General features: G+C 44.8%; 17 protein-coding genes. All 17 read right to left on the bottom strand.

From position 1 onward, the window contains the following. Positions 1–22: 22 nt before the first annotated feature. Positions 23–2,797 (bottom strand): DNA translocase FtsK, encoded by a 2,775-nt coding sequence (locus OIT45_RS01105; protein ID WP_264339772.1) that lies wholly within the window; start codon positions 2,795–2,797, stop codon positions 23–25. Between the two features lie 40 nt (positions 2,798–2,837). Then, positions 2,838–3,353: a tRNA (cytidine(34)-2'-O)-methyltransferase gene (locus tag OIT45_RS01110; protein ID WP_003610726.1), complete on the bottom strand. Its 516-nt coding sequence runs from the start codon at positions 3,351–3,353 to the stop codon at positions 2,838–2,840. A 118-nt stretch (positions 3,354–3,471) separates the two neighbouring features. Further along, on the bottom strand, positions 3,472–4,617 hold the full coding sequence (locus OIT45_RS01115; protein WP_135797581.1) for an AI-2E family transporter: 1,146 nt from the start codon (positions 4,615–4,617) through the stop codon (positions 3,472–3,474). 50 nt (positions 4,618–4,667) lie between these two features. Further along, entirely contained in the window at positions 4,668–5,708 is a 1,041-nt protein-coding gene (locus tag OIT45_RS01120) for a lactonase family protein (RefSeq protein WP_264339773.1), read from the bottom strand. A gap of 97 nt (positions 5,709–5,805) precedes the next feature. Beyond that, positions 5,806–6,192: a Rid family detoxifying hydrolase gene (locus tag OIT45_RS01125; RefSeq protein ID WP_199404157.1), complete on the bottom strand. Its 387-nt coding sequence runs from the start codon at positions 6,190–6,192 to the stop codon at positions 5,806–5,808. Between the two features lie 99 nt (positions 6,193–6,291). Continuing rightward, positions 6,292–7,251, bottom strand: coding sequence for a TerC family protein (locus OIT45_RS01130; RefSeq protein WP_003610730.1), 960 nt, complete (start codon positions 7,249–7,251; stop codon positions 6,292–6,294). 202 nt (positions 7,252–7,453) lie between these two features. Further along, positions 7,454–9,535, bottom strand: a complete 2,082-nt coding sequence (gene glyS, locus OIT45_RS01135) for a glycine--tRNA ligase subunit beta (RefSeq protein ID WP_199404158.1) — start codon at positions 9,533–9,535, stop codon at positions 7,454–7,456. 1 nt (position 9,536) lies between these two features. Continuing rightward, on the bottom strand, positions 9,537–10,463 hold the full coding sequence (gene glyQ / locus OIT45_RS01140; protein WP_003610409.1) for a glycine--tRNA ligase subunit alpha: 927 nt from the start codon (positions 10,461–10,463) through the stop codon (positions 9,537–9,539). 301 nt (positions 10,464–10,764) lie between these two features. Next, on the bottom strand, positions 10,765–11,730 hold the full coding sequence (locus tag OIT45_RS01145) for a TMEM175 family protein (protein ID WP_199404159.1): 966 nt from the start codon (positions 11,728–11,730) through the stop codon (positions 10,765–10,767). Between the two features lie 170 nt (positions 11,731–11,900). Continuing rightward, on the bottom strand, positions 11,901–12,149 hold the full coding sequence (locus tag OIT45_RS01150; RefSeq protein WP_135797576.1) for a hypothetical protein: 249 nt from the start codon (positions 12,147–12,149) through the stop codon (positions 11,901–11,903). A 159-nt stretch (positions 12,150–12,308) separates the two neighbouring features. Beyond that, positions 12,309–13,049 carry a nicotinamide riboside transporter PnuC gene (pnuC, locus tag OIT45_RS01155; RefSeq protein ID WP_135797575.1) on the bottom strand — a complete coding sequence of 247 codons (741 nt, stop codon included), beginning with the start codon at positions 13,047–13,049 and terminating at the stop codon, positions 12,309–12,311. Positions 13,050–13,199: 150 nt separating this feature from the next. Continuing rightward, positions 13,200–13,376 (bottom strand): hypothetical protein, encoded by a 177-nt coding sequence (locus OIT45_RS01160; protein WP_199404160.1) that lies wholly within the window; start codon positions 13,374–13,376, stop codon positions 13,200–13,202. A gap of 52 nt (positions 13,377–13,428) precedes the next feature. Then, entirely contained in the window at positions 13,429–14,229 is an 801-nt protein-coding gene (gene recO / locus OIT45_RS01165) for a DNA repair protein RecO (RefSeq protein WP_199404161.1), read from the bottom strand. Positions 14,230–14,276: 47 nt separating this feature from the next. Beyond that, the gene (gene era, locus OIT45_RS01170) at positions 14,277–15,185 is read right to left on the bottom strand and encodes a GTPase Era (RefSeq protein ID WP_264330230.1); all 909 of its coding nucleotides are present in this window, start codon (positions 15,183–15,185) and stop codon (positions 14,277–14,279) included. Between the two features lie 52 nt (positions 15,186–15,237). Continuing rightward, the gene (locus OIT45_RS01175) at positions 15,238–15,666 is read right to left on the bottom strand and encodes a diacylglycerol kinase family protein (RefSeq protein WP_135797573.1); all 429 of its coding nucleotides are present in this window, start codon (positions 15,664–15,666) and stop codon (positions 15,238–15,240) included. Continuing rightward, on the bottom strand, positions 15,650–16,132 hold the full coding sequence (gene ybeY, locus OIT45_RS01180) for an rRNA maturation RNase YbeY (RefSeq protein ID WP_135797572.1): 483 nt from the start codon (positions 16,130–16,132) through the stop codon (positions 15,650–15,652). The genes OIT45_RS01175 and ybeY overlap by 17 nt, the downstream gene beginning before the upstream one ends. A 4-nt stretch (positions 16,133–16,136) precedes the next feature. Then, positions 16,137–17,135: a PhoH family protein gene (locus OIT45_RS01185; RefSeq protein WP_199404162.1), complete on the bottom strand. Its 999-nt coding sequence runs from the start codon at positions 17,133–17,135 to the stop codon at positions 16,137–16,139. Positions 17,136–17,145: the final 10 nt, after the last annotated feature.

Below are 17,145 nucleotides of genomic sequence, written 5' to 3' on the forward strand. Positions count from 1 at the left end.
CCATCTCATTTAATCGTATGCGTTATTTTAGTGCTTCACGGCGGAAGCGGTCAAGCATTTCGGGTGTAAACTTCAACTCGCGTGGCTTAGACCCGTTTTGCTCACCAATCAAACCACGATCCGTGAGCGCATCCATGATACGACCAGCACGGTTATAACCCATGCCAAAGTGGCGTTGAATTGATGACGTTGAAGCGCCACCAGCGCGCAAGATAAATTCAAGCACGTCATCCCAACGTTCATCTAGCTCATCACCTTCTGAACCAGGATTATCAATCGCGTTCACTTCTTCGTCAGACACTTCCATGCTCTTATCATATTGGGCTTCTCCTTGATTCTTGATGAAGTCCGTCAATGACTCAACATCTTCGTCAGTCAAAAAGGCACCTTGGACACGTTGTGGACCGTTTGAACCAATTGGGGCAAATAGCATATCACCACGCCCCAATAGCTTTTCGGCACCGTTACTATCCAAAATCGTACGTGAATCAACACCAGATGAGACGGCAAACGCCATTCGAGATGGCACGTTCGCCTTAATCAAACCGGTGATGATATCAACTGATGGACGCTGTGTCGCAACAATCATGTGAATACCAGCGGCGCGACCCAACTGTGCAATACGCACAATTGAGTTTTCAACGTCACCAGAAACGGCCGACGTCATCATCAAGTCGGCCAACTCGTCAATAATGACAACCAAGTATGGCATCTTTTGCAACACTGTGCTTAAATCAGCTGCATTACGCTTTTCGACTAAGCGGTTGTAACCATCGATGTTACGCACCCCTTCTTCGGCCAGCAACTTGAAACGACGATCCATTTCAGCGACAACCTTCTTCAAGCCAAGTGACGCCTTCTTAGGGTCTGAGATAACCGGTGTAATCAAGTGTGGAATGTCGTTATACACTGACAATTCCACCTTCTTTGGGTCAACCAACATCAAACGAACTTGTGATGGCTTGGCCTGCAAAAGAATTGACGCCAAAATACCGTTAATGGCCACCGACTTACCTGAACCAGTTGAACCGGCAATCAGCAAGTGTGGCATCTTGGTCAAATCAAGTTTCACAACCCCACTTGTGACACCACGACCAATTGGGACAACCAATGGCTTCGTCGTATCGATGCCAGCCTCTTCCACCATGTCGCGGAAGCCAACTGTTGCTTGTTGATCGTTGGCGACTTCGATTCCGACGACGTTTTTACCAGGAATCGGTGCTTCAATACGTAATGACTTAGCAGCCAAAGCCAAAGCCAAGTCGTCTGCAAGATTTTGAATCTTTGACACCTTCACCCCAACTGCTGGCTTGATTTCGTATTGCGTAACTGTTGGTCCGAGGACCACCTTTTCGACCGTCGCATTAATGTTAAAGCTCTTCAACGTTTCGTGCAGGATACGGGCCTTATCGTTCAACGCATCACGTTCAGCTGACTGGTCAGTTGAACCAATATGTTGCAACAAATCAGTCGTTGGCAACACGTAATCCTTATCATCAATCAAGGTACCCAAGCCAGACGCATCCACGTCGGCCGTTGGTTCTGAAATCGTTGACGGTTCAACGTGGCCAACATTTGATTGGTGTGCCGTTGTCTTTGGTGACGTTTGCGCGTCATTGTGACCAAGAATATCAGCGTGCGTCAACGGCACATCTTGACCAGGCAACAGTTCATCATCTGGCAAATCCTCGCCATAAACGACCGGCTCAATCGCTGCGTCTTGGGCTTGAATAACAGCATCTGGATTAAAGCTTGGATCATACGCCATTTCAACTAGCGCATCATCTTCGCTAGGAAGCGGTGTGAACTCATTCGTCACTGGCTCTGCTGCCGCAAATGTCGCCTCATCGACCGGTGCTTCCGGCTTAAATGGCGCCGGTGCTACAATTTCTGGCATGACAAATTCAGTAGCCGTTGCGTCAATTTCAGGTTCATCATCCACAACTGTCGTAGGTGTCTTAGCCTTCTTCGCCTTAATCGGCGCTTCATTCGACGCAGATGCCTCCGGTAAGATATCTGCCATCTTTGCCGCTCGGTCACCCTCTGGCGCAAATGGATCTTCATTGAAAAATTCTTGCATCGCCGTCTTTTGACGTGTGCGGAAACTTTCAATTGATTCGGTCACCTTTTCATGGGCGGTCGAAGCTTGCGTTTGAACCAAATCACCCGCACCTTCAGCCAGATTAAAGAAGTTATCAAAAACATCACGAATTGGCAAATTGAAGAACATCACTGGTCCAGCAATCAATAGAATGACTGCCACTAGCCATGAGCCAAAATCGGCCATCGCCATGTATGTGCCACTATAAATCATGGCACCAATTAAACCACCACCAACCGGGGTTGTGACTGCCTTATTGTTCATATCTTGGTTGATTAATGTTTGAATGGTTTGCGCATACGCTTCATGCACATTCATTTTATCGAACAGCAGGATTGAACCAACCAGCATGATACCAACATAAAAGAGGGTGAAACCAACATATTGTTGCCACTTAAAACGCTTTGGCCACTGGCCATAAGCCACAACCACGAGGAGCGGAATTAAAAGCACCAGTAACAGGAACTGGTAAGACCCACCTACTACAAGGCGAATAATATTGGCCAAAAACTTACCAACTAAACCAACCTTGGCAATGGCAATCACTGTCAGAATTGTTGCAAACAGACCAATGAGTTGTGGTCCTCGTTCCAGCCACCAATTCTGTTGGGTTGCTTTTTTCTTTTTGGCAGACGTCGACTTTTTCGGCGTTGTTTTACGCTTGGTAGTCGGACGCTTTTTTGCTGTCGCCGCCATATTAGTCTCCCTTCTTAAGTGAATAAACACTCATTTATTTTTACTTCAACTTGTCGTAGTCGTATTCGTGCGTCAAATCTAGGTTTGGGAACCCTTGTTGGCGCAATGTTTCATAGATAACGATAGCGGCTGTGTTTGACAAGTTCAATGAACGAATGTGGTCATCGTTTTGTGGGATACGCAATGCCTTTTCAGGATGTTGCTTCATAAATGGCTCTGGCAAACCAGTCGTTTCCTTACCAAACAAGAAGTAGTAATCGTGATCAGGGTTTGTGTAATCAGCCTCGTGATAAGCACGTGGTGCGAACTTTGAAATCAAGAACAATTCGTCCGTCTCCTTCAAGCTAGCCATAAAGGCTGGCAAGTTTTCGTGGATTGTAATATCAACTGTATCCCAGTAGTCCAATCCAGCGCGCTTAACGTGCTTGTCGTCCAACTTGAATCCCAAAGGTTCAATCAAGTGAAGCTTTGTGTTAGTTCCCGTTGCGGTACGGGCAATGTTTCCAGTATTTGCTGGCATCAATGGCTCAAATAATACGATGTGATTCGTGCTCATGATTATCTCCTATTCTGGGGAGGCTCCCCTCCCCCAACGCGTTTAATTGCATACAAAAATAAGTATAGCATGGTCTGATAAATGACCACGCTATACTTAGTAAACCTTATTAAATGCTTTACTCGTTTTCTTCCGTAAATAGACCGGAGTTTTCTTGCCACCACTTGTACAAGCGATACAACAACACCTTCATAATGGCGTAACCCGGGATTCCGAAGATAACACCGACCAAACCGAAAATATTTCCGGCTGATAACAGGATAACCAACACCGTTACTGGGTGAATCTGCAACGAATTGCCAAGCAGTTTTGGCGTAATGAGTCGACCTTCCAAAGTCTGTTCAATCATAAAGACCACCAGTACTGAAACTAACATCATCGGTGAAACGAATAGTCCAACGACAATTGCTGGCACCATCGCCAAAAACGATCCTAGGAACGGAATCAAGTTTAGTACGCCCGCAACAATTGCAATTAACCAGCCATAGGGCAAACCAATAATCGTATAGCCTATCGCAAACATCACCATAACGGCAAAAGCAACTGACAATTGACCACGAATGTAATTTGAAATTTGGTTGTTAATTTCACCAATTGTTTCCAGGAAAGATGGTCGTGCCTGTGGTGGCAAAAACTTCGCCATGTAGCCTGGCATTTGGTGCCCATCCTTCAACAAGTAGAATAGCATGAATGGGAACGTTAACAAGGTGATGACAACCGTTGTTACTGTCCCAACAACTGAAGAAACACCCTTGATTCCCTTACTTGCATACTCAGCTGAATAGTTTTTGAACCAAGTCGTCAAGTCATTATTCGTCTCGTTAAACCACTTATTGACCGACATGAATCGCTTATCTGACGTTAAATGATCAACGGTCTTAACAATGCTGCGCCAGTATTCTGGCCAGTGTTTAATCAATCCAGCAATCTGATCCGTAATCCACGGAATGAATACGGCCAATCCCCAAATAATCAACAGCGCCAAGACAACGAATTGAATCGTAATTGTCACAGCGCGGTGTAACTTAAAGCGTCGTTCGGCCCAATCAACCATTGGATTTAGCAAGTAGTAAAAGACACCTGCGATAATAATCGGTGCCCCCACTGCGCCGAACAAACCAGCGACTGGCGCAAAGATGAAATCAACCTTCTTTAACATATAAATAATGGCCAACGTCAGCAAAATAACCAGCATCGTTGAAATGATTTTATTATCTAACAGCCAGCGATACAAAATCGACCGGTGTTTTTGGTTGTTGCTCATATAGTCTATCCCCCAAAAATAAAAAGCCAGTTACCAGCTGGCAACTGACTTTATTGTATCAAGCTTAGATGAACAATACACGTACTGATTTCAGGAATTTCGTAGTCCTTTTGTGACAACGTCAATTCACCAGTCTCAGCATCGCGACGGTAAACCGTCACGTTATCTGTGTTTTGGTTGGCTGCAACCAAGAACTCGTTGCTTGTGTTCAAAGCGAAATCACGTGGGAAGTCACCCTCAGTTGAAATCCATTGAATGTGTTCAACTGATGCGCCGCCGTCCTTAACCGCAAAGACCGCAATTGAGTTGTGTCCACGGTTTGACGTGTACACAAACTTACCATCGTTTGACAAGTAGATAGCTGCACCACCGTTGTGCTCAGTCCAATCAGCAGGAATCGTTGAAACAGTTTGCAACAATGTGAATGATCCGTCAGCGTTGTACTTCAAAACTGACAACTTTGATGACAATTCACCCAACAAGTATGCGTATTGACCGTCTGGGCTAAAACGCAAGTGACGTGGACCGAAGCCAGCTTCCGTCTCAAGCGTTGCAACCAACGTCAACTTACCTTCGTCAGACACATCAAACGTCAACACCTTGTCGGCACCCAAATCAACGACTGCCACACGGTTGTCTGGCGTCAAGTTGTTCCAGTGGACGTGTGATGAGCCTTGCTCTGGGCGTGGACCTGATCCTTCTGATTGGAATGAATCAGTCAACGTCAATGACCCATCGCCTGCAATCGCGAAGACTTCCAACGTACCCTTGTGGTAGTTACCTGAGTACAACAATTGACGCGCTTCATCAACAGCGACGTACGCAGGTGAAGCGCCTTCAGCCAAAACCTCTTGTGTCAATGTTGCTTCGTCATTGGCAAAGTCGAATACACCAACACCACCTTGGTCGCCGTTCTTGTCAACCGCGTACAACTTGTTAGCCTTGCTCAAAGCAAGGTATGTTGGTGAACCAACTTCAGCAACCAACTTGGCATCTTGCAACTCACCAGTCTCCGTGTTCAATGCTGCTTCGTAAATCCCCTTTGAAACACGTCGCGTATAAGTACCAAATAAAATCTTTTCCAATGCCATGGTTGATCTCGCTTTCATTCATTATATATCTTTTTAGTAAACGCTTACATTATAACATAAAAGCGTATGCATCAACAGACACATACGCTTTCGTTACCTATTTATTCGCAATTACTTCAATTTCAATGCGGGCGTTCTTTGGCAACGTTGCCACTGCCACAGCTGAACGAGCTGGGAATGCGTCAACATCACTAAAGTAGTCGGCGTACAACTCATTCACCGGTGCAAAATCAGCCATATCAGCAAGGTAAACACTCACCTTAACAATGTCTGCTCGCGTCATATCGGCCGCAGCCAACAAACCATCAATGTTCTCAAAAACTTGCGTCGCTTGAGCCAAAATCGTTTCCCCGGCAAATTCACCGGTGCTAGGAATCAAACCGATTTGTCCTGAAGCGTACAACGTTCCGTTCGTCAAAACAGCTTGTGAATATGGGCCGATTGCAGCTGGTGCGTTAGTCGTTGTGATAATTTGCTTTGTCATTTTTCTTATCCCCTACAAATTTAATATCGTCAGTATACGCGCAAAAATCGCTTGTGGAATTAAAAAAGGACCTACCTCGAAAGGTAGATCCAGAAGCTGTTATTCAGCCTTAAACTTACGACGTTCTTGTACACGCGATACAATCACTGAGGCAATAATTGATAGTGTTAACAATCCAACGATAACCGTCAATGACACCACATTTGAGATGTGGAAATGCCAATCGAACGCCTTCGCTGATTCGTTCAAGACCATCTTGACACCAATAAAGGCCAAGATAACCGCCAACGCGTACTTAATGTAACGGAACATTGGCAAAATACCAGACAATGCAAAGTACAAAGAACGCAATCCCATAATCGCAAAAATGTTTGACGTCACGACGATAAATGTATCTTGCGTAACAGCCAAAACAGCTGGAATTGAGTCAACGGCAAATAGCAAATCTGATGCTTCAATGAACAACAATGCCAACAAGAATTGCGTTGCGTAGCGCTTACCATTTTCCTTAACCAAGAAATGTGGTTCGGCCACATCTTCCTTCAATGGCAAAATCTTACGCAAACTCTTGATAATGAAACTATCATTCAAATCTTGCGCTTCTTCCTTTTCGAAGAGCATCTTCACACCAGTGACAATCAAAAACGCGCCGAAGATGTACATCAACCAGGCGAAATGGTGTAGCAAGGCTGCGCCACCAAAAATGAAAATCACACGCATCACTAGGGCACCAAAGACACCCCAGAATAGCAAACGGTGTTGATACTTCAATTCAATACCGAAGAAGCCAAATACCAAAATGAAGATAAACAAGTTATCAATACTCAATGACTTTTCAAGCAAATATGCCGTCACGAAATCAAGCGCATGATCACCACCGGTGAAGAACCAAAGGCCTCCTGCAAAAATGAAGGCTAGCCCAATCCAAAAGGCACTCCACAACAATGATTCTTTCATGGTTGGTGCCTCATTGTTCTTGTGGAAGACACCCAAATCAAGTGCCAACATCACCAAAACAAAGGCGAAGAAACCAATCCAATAACCTATACCAACTTCCATGTATTTCTCAACTTTCTTATAAATAGATACGTCTCGGGCCACCAATTTGGTCCGCGATGACTATAAAGATATTTTAACCGAATTCTCATCGTAATACTATTACTAACATTTTGATAATGTGTTTCAAACGATCCTAACCACTTTGATAAATACAAAAAGACCAGGCAACAAAATGCGCCTGGTCTTTCACATTAATCAATAATTAATTTGACTTAACGTCCAATTCGAGGAAGTTAGCCACCTTTGTTGCTTCATTAGCAACGGCGTGCAACGTAGCCAAACGGTTGTTCTTAACCGCTTCATCTTCGACCATGACCATCGTCTCGTCGAAGTAAGCTGCAACGGCTGGTTGCAAGTTCAACAAAGCAACCAACTTGGCATCCGTTTCGGCAACTTCAGCAACTGGTGAAACAGCTTCGAACAAAGCCTTTTCAGCATCGTTCTCGAACAACGTCACATCAACAACAGCGTCAGTCGCGTTCTTCGTCGTCAAGCGCATGACACGCGTCAAAGCTTCAACACCTTCACGGAAGTTATCGTCAGCCACGTGAGCTGCCAAAACTTGGGCTGATTCGAACATTTGTGTCGTATCAGCAAAGTCGTTCTTCGTTACCGCGTTGATGATGTCACGACGAACACCATCATCTTGCAACGCCTTCACAACACGGTCCGTCAAGAAGTTCACAACAGCAGCCACATTGTTTTGCAACTCAGCCATCACGTCTTCTGGCAAACCGAACTTAGCAGCATCGGCATTGATGTCATCGATCAAATCTGACAAGATACCGTCAATATCCAACTCCCACTTGTTGTCAGCCAAGATGTTCACAACACCTGAAGCGGCACGACGCAAAGCGTATGGGTCGTTTGAACCTGATGGCACCATGCCACCAGCGAAGAATGACAACAAGCTATCCAGCTTGTCAGCCAAAGCCAAAACCTTACCCAAATCTGACGCTGGCAATTCACCATCAGCTGAGATTGGCATGTAGTGTTCACGGATTGCTTGGGCCACATCAGCGTCTTCACCAAACAAGTTGGCGTACTTCTCACCCATGATACCTTGCAATTCATCGAACTCACCGACCATACCAGTCATCAAGTCGAACTTGTAAATCTCACCAGCGCGGGCCAACTTCGTTTGTTGGTCAGCTGAGAAGTTCAAGCGACTAGCAATGATAGCAGCCAATGCCTTGGCACGACGCGTGTGCGCAGCAACTGATCCCAACTTAGCGTGGAATGAAACAACTTCCAACTTGTTGTTGTAGAAGTCGATGTCGTGCTTTTGGTCCTCGTGGTAGAAGAACTTAGCGTCTTCCAAACGGGCAACCAACACCTTCTCGTTACCGGCAATCACGTTGTCGATGTGTTCAGCGTTTCCGTTACGAACTGAGATGAAGTGTGGCAACAAAGCACCGTTAGCATCAACAACGTGGAAGAAACGTTGGTGCTCCTTCATTGACGTAATCAATACTTCGTCAGGAACTTCCAAGTAACCTTCGTCGAAGCCGCCAGCAAAGGCCGTTGGGTATTCAACGATGTTGTTAACTTCTTCAAGCAAATCATCGTCAACAACCACTTGCCAGTTGTTGTCAGCGGCAATTTGGCGCACTTGTGCACGGATGTTTTCCTTACGTGCTTCAGCATCAGCTTGCACGAAAACAGACGTCAACGCTTCTTCGTACTTGTCAGCAGATGCGATTTCAACATCGTGACCCAAGAAGCGGTGTCCACGTGATGAACGACCCGTTGCAACACCCAAAATATCGAATGGCACAACTTGATCATCCAACAACGCAACCATCCAACGAATTGGACGAACGTATTCGAACGTGTGACGGCCCCACTTCATCGTCGTTGAGAACGTCATTGCCTCAACAACCGACTTGAAGCCTGCCAAAACAGCAGCAGCTGGTTGACCAGCTTCGAACTTCGTCACGTAAACGTATTCGTTACCGTTAAATTCCTTGAACGTGATGTCGTCTGTCGTCATACCTTGACCACGTACGAATCCTTGGGCAGCCTTTGAGTAGTTACCTTCAGCGTCCAAAGCAGCCTTCTTAGCAGGTCCCTTTACTTCTTCAGTAAAGTCTTCAGCCTTTTCGGCCACACCTGAAATCAAAACTGCCAAACGACGTGGCGTTGAGAATGGCTTAATTGACTCGTAAGCCAAACGCTCATCCTTCATAAAGTTTTCGGCACGCTCAACCAATTGGTTAATTGCGGGCGTAACCAAGTGGGCAGGAACTTCTTCCAAACCAATTTCTAGCAAAAAGTTAGCCATCTTAGTTCTCCTCCTCATCTGCAGGCAAGTACTTCGCACGCAAAGCTTCGTCCTTCAACAATGGGAAACCAAGCTTCTTACGCTCATCAATGAAGGCACGCGCAACTGAACGGGCCATGTTACGGATACGTGAAAGGTACTTTGCACGCTCAGTAACTGAAACCGTTCCACGCGCGTCCAACAAGTTAAACGTGTGTGATGACTTCAAAATGTAGTCGTATGCTGGGTGAACCAAGCCCTTTTCCAAGGCCTTCTTGGCTTCAGCTTCGTACTCGTTAAAGTGACGCAACAACATTTCTTGGTCTGACTCTTCGAATGAGTAAACTGAGTGCTCGTACTCAGGCTCCTTGAAGATATCTCCGTACAAGACACCGTTACCCCATTCCAAATCGTAAACCGTTGGCACGTCTTGGATGTATGAAGCCAAACGCTCCAAACCATATGTGATTTCTGATGTTACGGCGTCAACTTGGATTCCACCAACTTGTTGGAAGTACGTAAATTGCGTCACTTCCATACCATCCAACCAGATTTCCCAACCGATACCAGCGGCACCCATTGAAGGGTTCTCCCAATTATCTTCAACGAAGCGGATATCGTGTTCCAAAGGATCAATTCCCAAGGCCTTCAAAGAATCCAAGTACAACTCTTGGATGTTGTCAGGTGATGGCTTCATAACCACTTGGAATTGGTGGTGTTGGTACAAACGGTTTGGGTTATCCCCGTAACGTCCATCAGCTGGACGACGTGATGGCTCTACGTAAGCTGCGTTCCATGGCTCAGGACCATTGGCACGTAGGAACGTGTAGGGGCTCATCGTACCAGCACCCTTTTCTGTATCGTAGGCTTCCATTAGCATTGCGCCTTGATCAGCCCAGAACTTTTGCAACGTCAAAATAATGTCTTGCACACTCATTTTTGCACTCATGTTGACAAATTCCTTTCTCGTGGTTGGCTTCGAGCAAATAAAAAGCCCTACACCAATCACCTTTAAAAATGATTGATGTAGGGACGATAATTCGCGGTTCCACCCTACTTCTAGGAAAACTCCTAGCAGCTTCATTGGATTAAATTGTGCTCCGGCAGTGCCCCTTGCGCGTTTTCAGATCACCCTCACATCACCGGTGACTTGCTGGACTGAGTTCACGCAATTCTTCTGCTTTCATCGCTTATTACATGTAATAAGTTTATCACTCAGCGTTTAAAAGTCAACGCGCATGACTGATTAATTAAGAACGACGATGTGCTTCTTTTCGAGCACGCTCACGGGCTTGCTCAGCTGCTTCTTGTGCTTGTTCCTCAGCTTGCTCACGGCGTTGTTCATCGCGCCAATCATCAAATCGTTTTTGTGCGTCAGCGCGCTTTTCTGGTGACAAGCGACGCCAGAATAAACGTTGCAAAACTTTTTCTTGCATCGCCATCGACTTTTCATTGATTGATTCGTCAGCCGCGTTCAACATATCTTGCATGTGGGCTTGTTCTTCAGGTTGCCAACGTGCTGTTTGATCATTAATGCGGTCCTTCAGTTCACCTTCGAACACTGTCTGGACGAAACTAATTATCGGAACCAAGATAAACAACCAGAACCCCCACGTTGGCCAGATAGTTGCGACAACTAGCAAGATAATCGCACTGATAGCAGTAACGCGCGCTTGATTATTAAATGCGAAATAGTACACCTGGGCCAATGAATTATTCGCTGCCGTCGACATTTCATCTGGATTAAAATTCGTCTTAACCAAATTCAGTAATAACGTCTGTTGTAGCACACTTGCCAAGACATAAATAATACCGTACCCCAACACCGCATACCGGTTATGCCAATCCTCAAACATCCAACGTGTGAAAAAAGGCAAAAGCGCTAGCACAACTAACCAGCTAAAGACTAACAACATGCCAACTGGATTAATTTTGTGAATCAAATTAAACATACGCATGTTCGTCACGTATTGATTCACCACCACGATAAAACTCACCACAAATATCGCAATCCCAATCAGAACGGGTTGAATCGTCGTCCAATCATGTGCCCCTTTTATTGGCAATCTCAATGCCAACACCATGATGGTTGCTATAATCGCCAAAACGGCATCAATTAAGCCGTTCAGTCGATTGACTGTTGGCTGTGCGTAGTAGCGATCACTCAACTGCAACTTCGCCTGTTCGGCTTTCTTCAAATCAAATTTTTTTGTCATCACATTTTCCCACTAGCATCCCTAATTTTACATAATGATAGCTAGTCATTGTGAACAGACGCCGACCAAATCAAAAAAAGACTGACAACAAAATGTTGCCAGTCGGTCATGATTAATAGTTGATTTTTAATAAAATCATCGGGAGTTCGTTTGTTTGAGGTTCTCCCTTTCTAACCTTTGTTAGGTTTGACAATTGAGATAACCAACAAGGTAAGGCCCCCTACAAAGAACAAGGTAGGAAAAACAAAATCGACGTTAGTTAAAACTGGATTAATCACATAATCGATTCCAAGCATGACAACTCCACCAACAAAGCTGATGGCACTTTGTGCTTTTAGACCAAGCTGTTTGTTTTGGTTTTTAAGTGTAACGGCCAACAATACGCCGATTATTCCGATGATTGGTCCAATGTAAAACATGTGATTAATACCTGCTTTGGTATTTTAATAGACCACACTTTAAGTTTATCATCGTTACAAAACGTCCGCAAATTTCATTGCGTAATATAAACAGGCTATGGTGAAAAAAACGTAAAAAGCGGTTATGATTTCTCACACCGCCAAAAATCGTAGAGCCGATTAATCTTTATATTCAGTAGTCTTTGACCACAAGTACATGCCGTAGAACGCATTAAATGTTTTCACAATCATGAGGACAAACATCCCCAATGCACCTGAACCACCGGCTTGAATTTGATTCCACCAAAGTAACAAACCCACGGCATCAACGAACAACCAGACAATCCATTGTGACAAATAACCATACGTTGCCAAAATTTGAGCCAGCATACCAAGTGGTAGTTGTGATGAGTCCAGGTAAACTTGATTGCCATGGGCTGTCTTCGCAACCGTCAATACAATGCCATAGACGACGACTGCCCCTGCGACTAGGCACCCCATCATTTTCGGACCAATACGCTTAGCTTGAATTTGGCTATGATCAGCTTGTTGTGATAGTTGCTTGTACCAAGCGGCCATCCCCACGAATTGCATCACAAAGAAGAATCCTTGGTTCAAGATATCCCCAACCAAGTGATTGTGAATTGACATCAACAGCCAAATACCATTCGTCAACAAACCCCAGAAGAAATTTGTCAAACGCCCACTAGCTAGCATAATTAGATAGAACGCCAACACAAGGCCGGTAATCAAACTCGTCCAACCTGATGATGAATAGTCACCCGTGTAAACAAACGCCCAAATCGTGACCGCCATGATGACAACCATGTACACACGCTGGAATCGATTCATTAGCGCTAAGTCGCGCCGGATATTAGCTGGTGACGTTGCCTCGCGCAAAGCTCGCTTCAAATTCTGCATCTTTCTACTACTCCCTAAAACTAAAACACTAAGAAATAGATTACCACATTAACTAATCGTTTGTGCATAATGTCACAGGACTGTAATTAGTTGGTGTTCGGGATGCGAAAAAAGACGACACACCCAATTGAGCATGTCGTCAATTAACTGTTATTCTTTACCAAGCAATCCTGACAACTTATCCTTCACGTCATCCATATCAACGTTATCTAGCATGTCAGCCTTGTCGCCGAGCAACTCGCCGGCCTTATCCTTCAACTCGTTCAAGTCAGCCCCTTCTAGTGCGTCAGCTGCCTTGTCCTTCAAATCATCTAAATTAATGTCCATAGAACCATCTCCTATCTGAAAACGTTTTCTTCTACACATTTATTATAAGTGATTAATCCGCAGAAGTCTCATTTTGACCCTCGGAATTATTGCGAGTCGCTAGCCGTGCTTGCCAGCCTGATAACTGTTGAATAAATGATTTTGCACGCAAATGCACCCCAACTTGATCGTCATACAACTTGTCCATCACACGGGCCATATCTTGCTTTGTTTCAGCCTTCAGACTTAACGTGCCAAGTTGCTTCAAGTCAACTTTGGCAAGTTGTGACAAAATACGAACTGACCGCGGATTTGCGTTCATGCGATTTTCATCTTGGTCCCAGTGAATCTGGCAAATGGTCCCATTCAATTTCTCAGAAAAATCAAGTGGCAAATCACGACGACCGCAGACTGCGCATTCACCCCAAGTTGGATCTAGACCAAATGCGGGTAGTAGCTGGACTTCAAAGTAATTCGCTAAACCTTGTGGGTCGAGTCCTTCTTCTAGCTTTTCCAACGCCAGTTTCGCCCAGTTAAACCATTTTTCGATTGGCTGATTGTCCACAAAGGCCGCGTCAATCAATCCCAAAATGTATGTCATGTAGGCATTCTTTTCGACATCCATCATCAACTCACGCGAATGGTGACTCTCTTTCACCGAATTGATGAAACTCAACCCCGTTTGGTTCAGGGTGCCTTCGAAGGTTGCAATCGTCATTGGTTGAACATCTGCCGCAAACTGATAGCGCTTTGATTTACCATTTTTGATGTAAAACATGCGCTTGCCGGCCGTTTTAGTCAGCATTTTAACCATCAAATCTTTTTCTTTGTGGTCACGTTGATACATGACAATCGCTTCAAATACTTCCGCCATGCCGCCTCCTAATAAAAAAGAGACTAGTCAGTCTCTTTTTCACATCATTAAATATCTAAATCTTCCTTGTAACCATAAGTTTGCAAGGCTTGTGGCTTATCACGCCAACGTTCTTCAACCTTAACCCACGTCTCCAAGAAAATCTTGTCTCCAAGCAAGCGTTCGATATCCTTACGGGCACGAACACCGATTTCCTTGATCATCGCACCTTGCTTACCGATAACGATGTTCTTTTGCGTTGGACGCTCAACAACAATCGTGGCTTGCACGTGCAAGTGGTTCTCATCTTGACGTTCGATCTTATCAATCACAACGGCAACTGAGTGTGGCACTTCTTGACGCGTTAATTGTAGGACCTTCTCACGAATCAACTCACTCATGATGAAACGCTCTGGGTGATCTGTGATTTGGTCAGCTGGATAGTATTGTGGTCCTTCTTCCATCTTGTCCATGGCAAAGTCCAACAACTCAGGCACACCATCACCCTTCAAAGCTGAAATTGGGAAGATTTCAGCAAATTCCATTTGTTGGCTGTAATCAGCAATGATTGCCAACAAATCTGATGGGTTTACCAAATCAATCTTGTTGATAATCAAGTAAACTGGTGTGTTTGTATCCTTCAAACGGTTGATAATGAAGTCATCACCGGCACCACGTGGCTCGTCGGCGTTAACCAAGAACCACACCATGTCAGCTTCACGCAAAGCTGACATCGCTGTCTTCACCATGAAGTCACCCAATGAGTTGTGTGGCTTGTGAATTCCCGGTGTGTCCATGAACACAATTTGACCTTCATCAGTCGTGTAAATTCCTTGGATCTTGTTACGTGTCGTTTGTGCCTTTGGTGACATGATGGCAATCTTTTCACCAATCATCTTGTTCAAAAGCGTTGACTTACCAACGTTTGGACGACCAACTAGGGCAACGAAACCTGACTTAAATCCTTGTTCACTCATGTATATTATTCTCTATTCTTTCTATAATCCACGCATCGCGCGTACAACTAACTTATTTAATAATCATCTGCAAGTTTGGCAAGATGTAGGGTTGGAAAATCAAAACACCAATCACAATGGCAAAAGCCACCGCCGCCAATACGGCACCGGACGCCACGTCCTTTGCCACCTTAGCTAGCGGGTGATATTGCTCACCCACAATCAAATCAACGATTGCTTCGACCATGGTATTCACGAACTCAGCCATGATAACCGTAAAGACGGCAACTGAAATCCACAACCAATCTGAACGTCCTAGTTTAACATAGATGCCGACAAGTAAGACTACAATCGCCGCAACAATATGAAAACGCATGTTTCGTTCACGAACCAAAAGTTGACCAATACCTTCTAAGGCATGACCAAGGGCTTGGAGGAAGTGCGTATTTTTTTCAATTTGTGGCTCTGGTGTAGCAGCCTTTTTCTTATCGTGTAAGTCCATAACTATCTAAAATCTCACGTTGCAAATCAAACATAATCTTTTCGTCTTCATCACTGCGCATGTGGTCGTAACCATTCAAGTGCAAGAATCCGTGTACAACCAAGAATCCTAGCTCACGCTCATATGAGTGTTCCAAGTATTCAGCTTGTTCACCAATCTTATCGACAGAAACGATAATGTCACCAATGTTCTTAGCCAAATCTTCAGCCATTTCTTCATCCATCATCAATGGCAAGTCATCACCATCTTCTTCAATAGCGAATGAAATGACGTCAGTCGGCTTGTCCAAACCACGGTATTCGCGGTTGTAACGTTGAATTTCGTCATTGTTAACGAATGTTACTGACATCTCGGTATCTGCTGGTAGCTTCATATACTCACCAGCATAGTCCAACACCTTTTCAACGAGTTCAATTTGCTCGGCAGGAACGCCGGGCTTTGATTGGTCAATAATTGCCAAATCCATAATCTTAATCCTTCTTCTCTTTTGCTTCTTTTGCCTTTTCTTGTGCTGCATCAAAGGCGTCATACGCATTAATAATCGCTCCGACAACTGGGTGACGTACAACGTCATCTGCCGCAAACTCAATAAATTCGATATGTGACACATTCACCAAAACACGACGGGCTTGAATCAAACCTGAACGCACCTTACTTGGCAAATCAATTTGTGAGACGTCACCGTTCACCACCATGTGCGAACCAAATCCCAAACGAGTTAGGAACATCTTCATTTGTTGTGGCGTTGTATTTTGCGCTTCATCCAAGATGATAAAGGCATTATCCAACGTACGACCACGCATGTAGGCCAATGGGGCAATTTCAATCGTACCACGATCCATCAAACGCTCCGTGTGCTCAGCACCTAGAATAGCGTGCAACGCATCATAAATTGGTCGTAGGTAAGGATCTACCTTTTCCTTCAAATCACCAGGCAAGAAACCAAGACTTTCACCAGCTTCAACAGCCGGACGAGTAATGATAATCTTCTCCACATCACCGCGCTTCAAAGCAGCCACGGCCATGACAACAGCCAAATACGTCTTTCCAGTACCAGCTGGTCCAATACCAAACGTAATATCATTATTGCGAATGGCTTGGATGTAGCGACGTTGACCATAGTTCTTAACACGAACTGGGTGTCCTTTGGCATCACGAATCAACGTTTCCGTATACATATCGCCAAAGTATTCCAATGTGCCACGTTCTGACATCTTCATTGCTGACACGATATCAGTTGCGTTTAGCTTCACGCCCTTTTTAATCAAAGCGGCCAATTCAGCAATGATTGCCTCAGCAGCATCAACGGCGTCAGCTTCACCCTTAATCGTTAGTTGGTCCCCAAACACAGACAATGCAACATGCATGCCTTCTTCAATTAACTTCAAATTACTGTCTTGTGCGCCGACCAAACCAATTTCTTGCTCAGCATTTTCAAAACGATAAACTTTTTCAACTTGTGCTGCCAAAAATGTAATC

The organism is Weissella sp. LMG 11983 (genome assembly GCF_025908495.1).
Classification (GTDB): Bacteria; Bacillota; Bacilli; order Lactobacillales; family Lactobacillaceae; genus Weissella; species Weissella fermenti.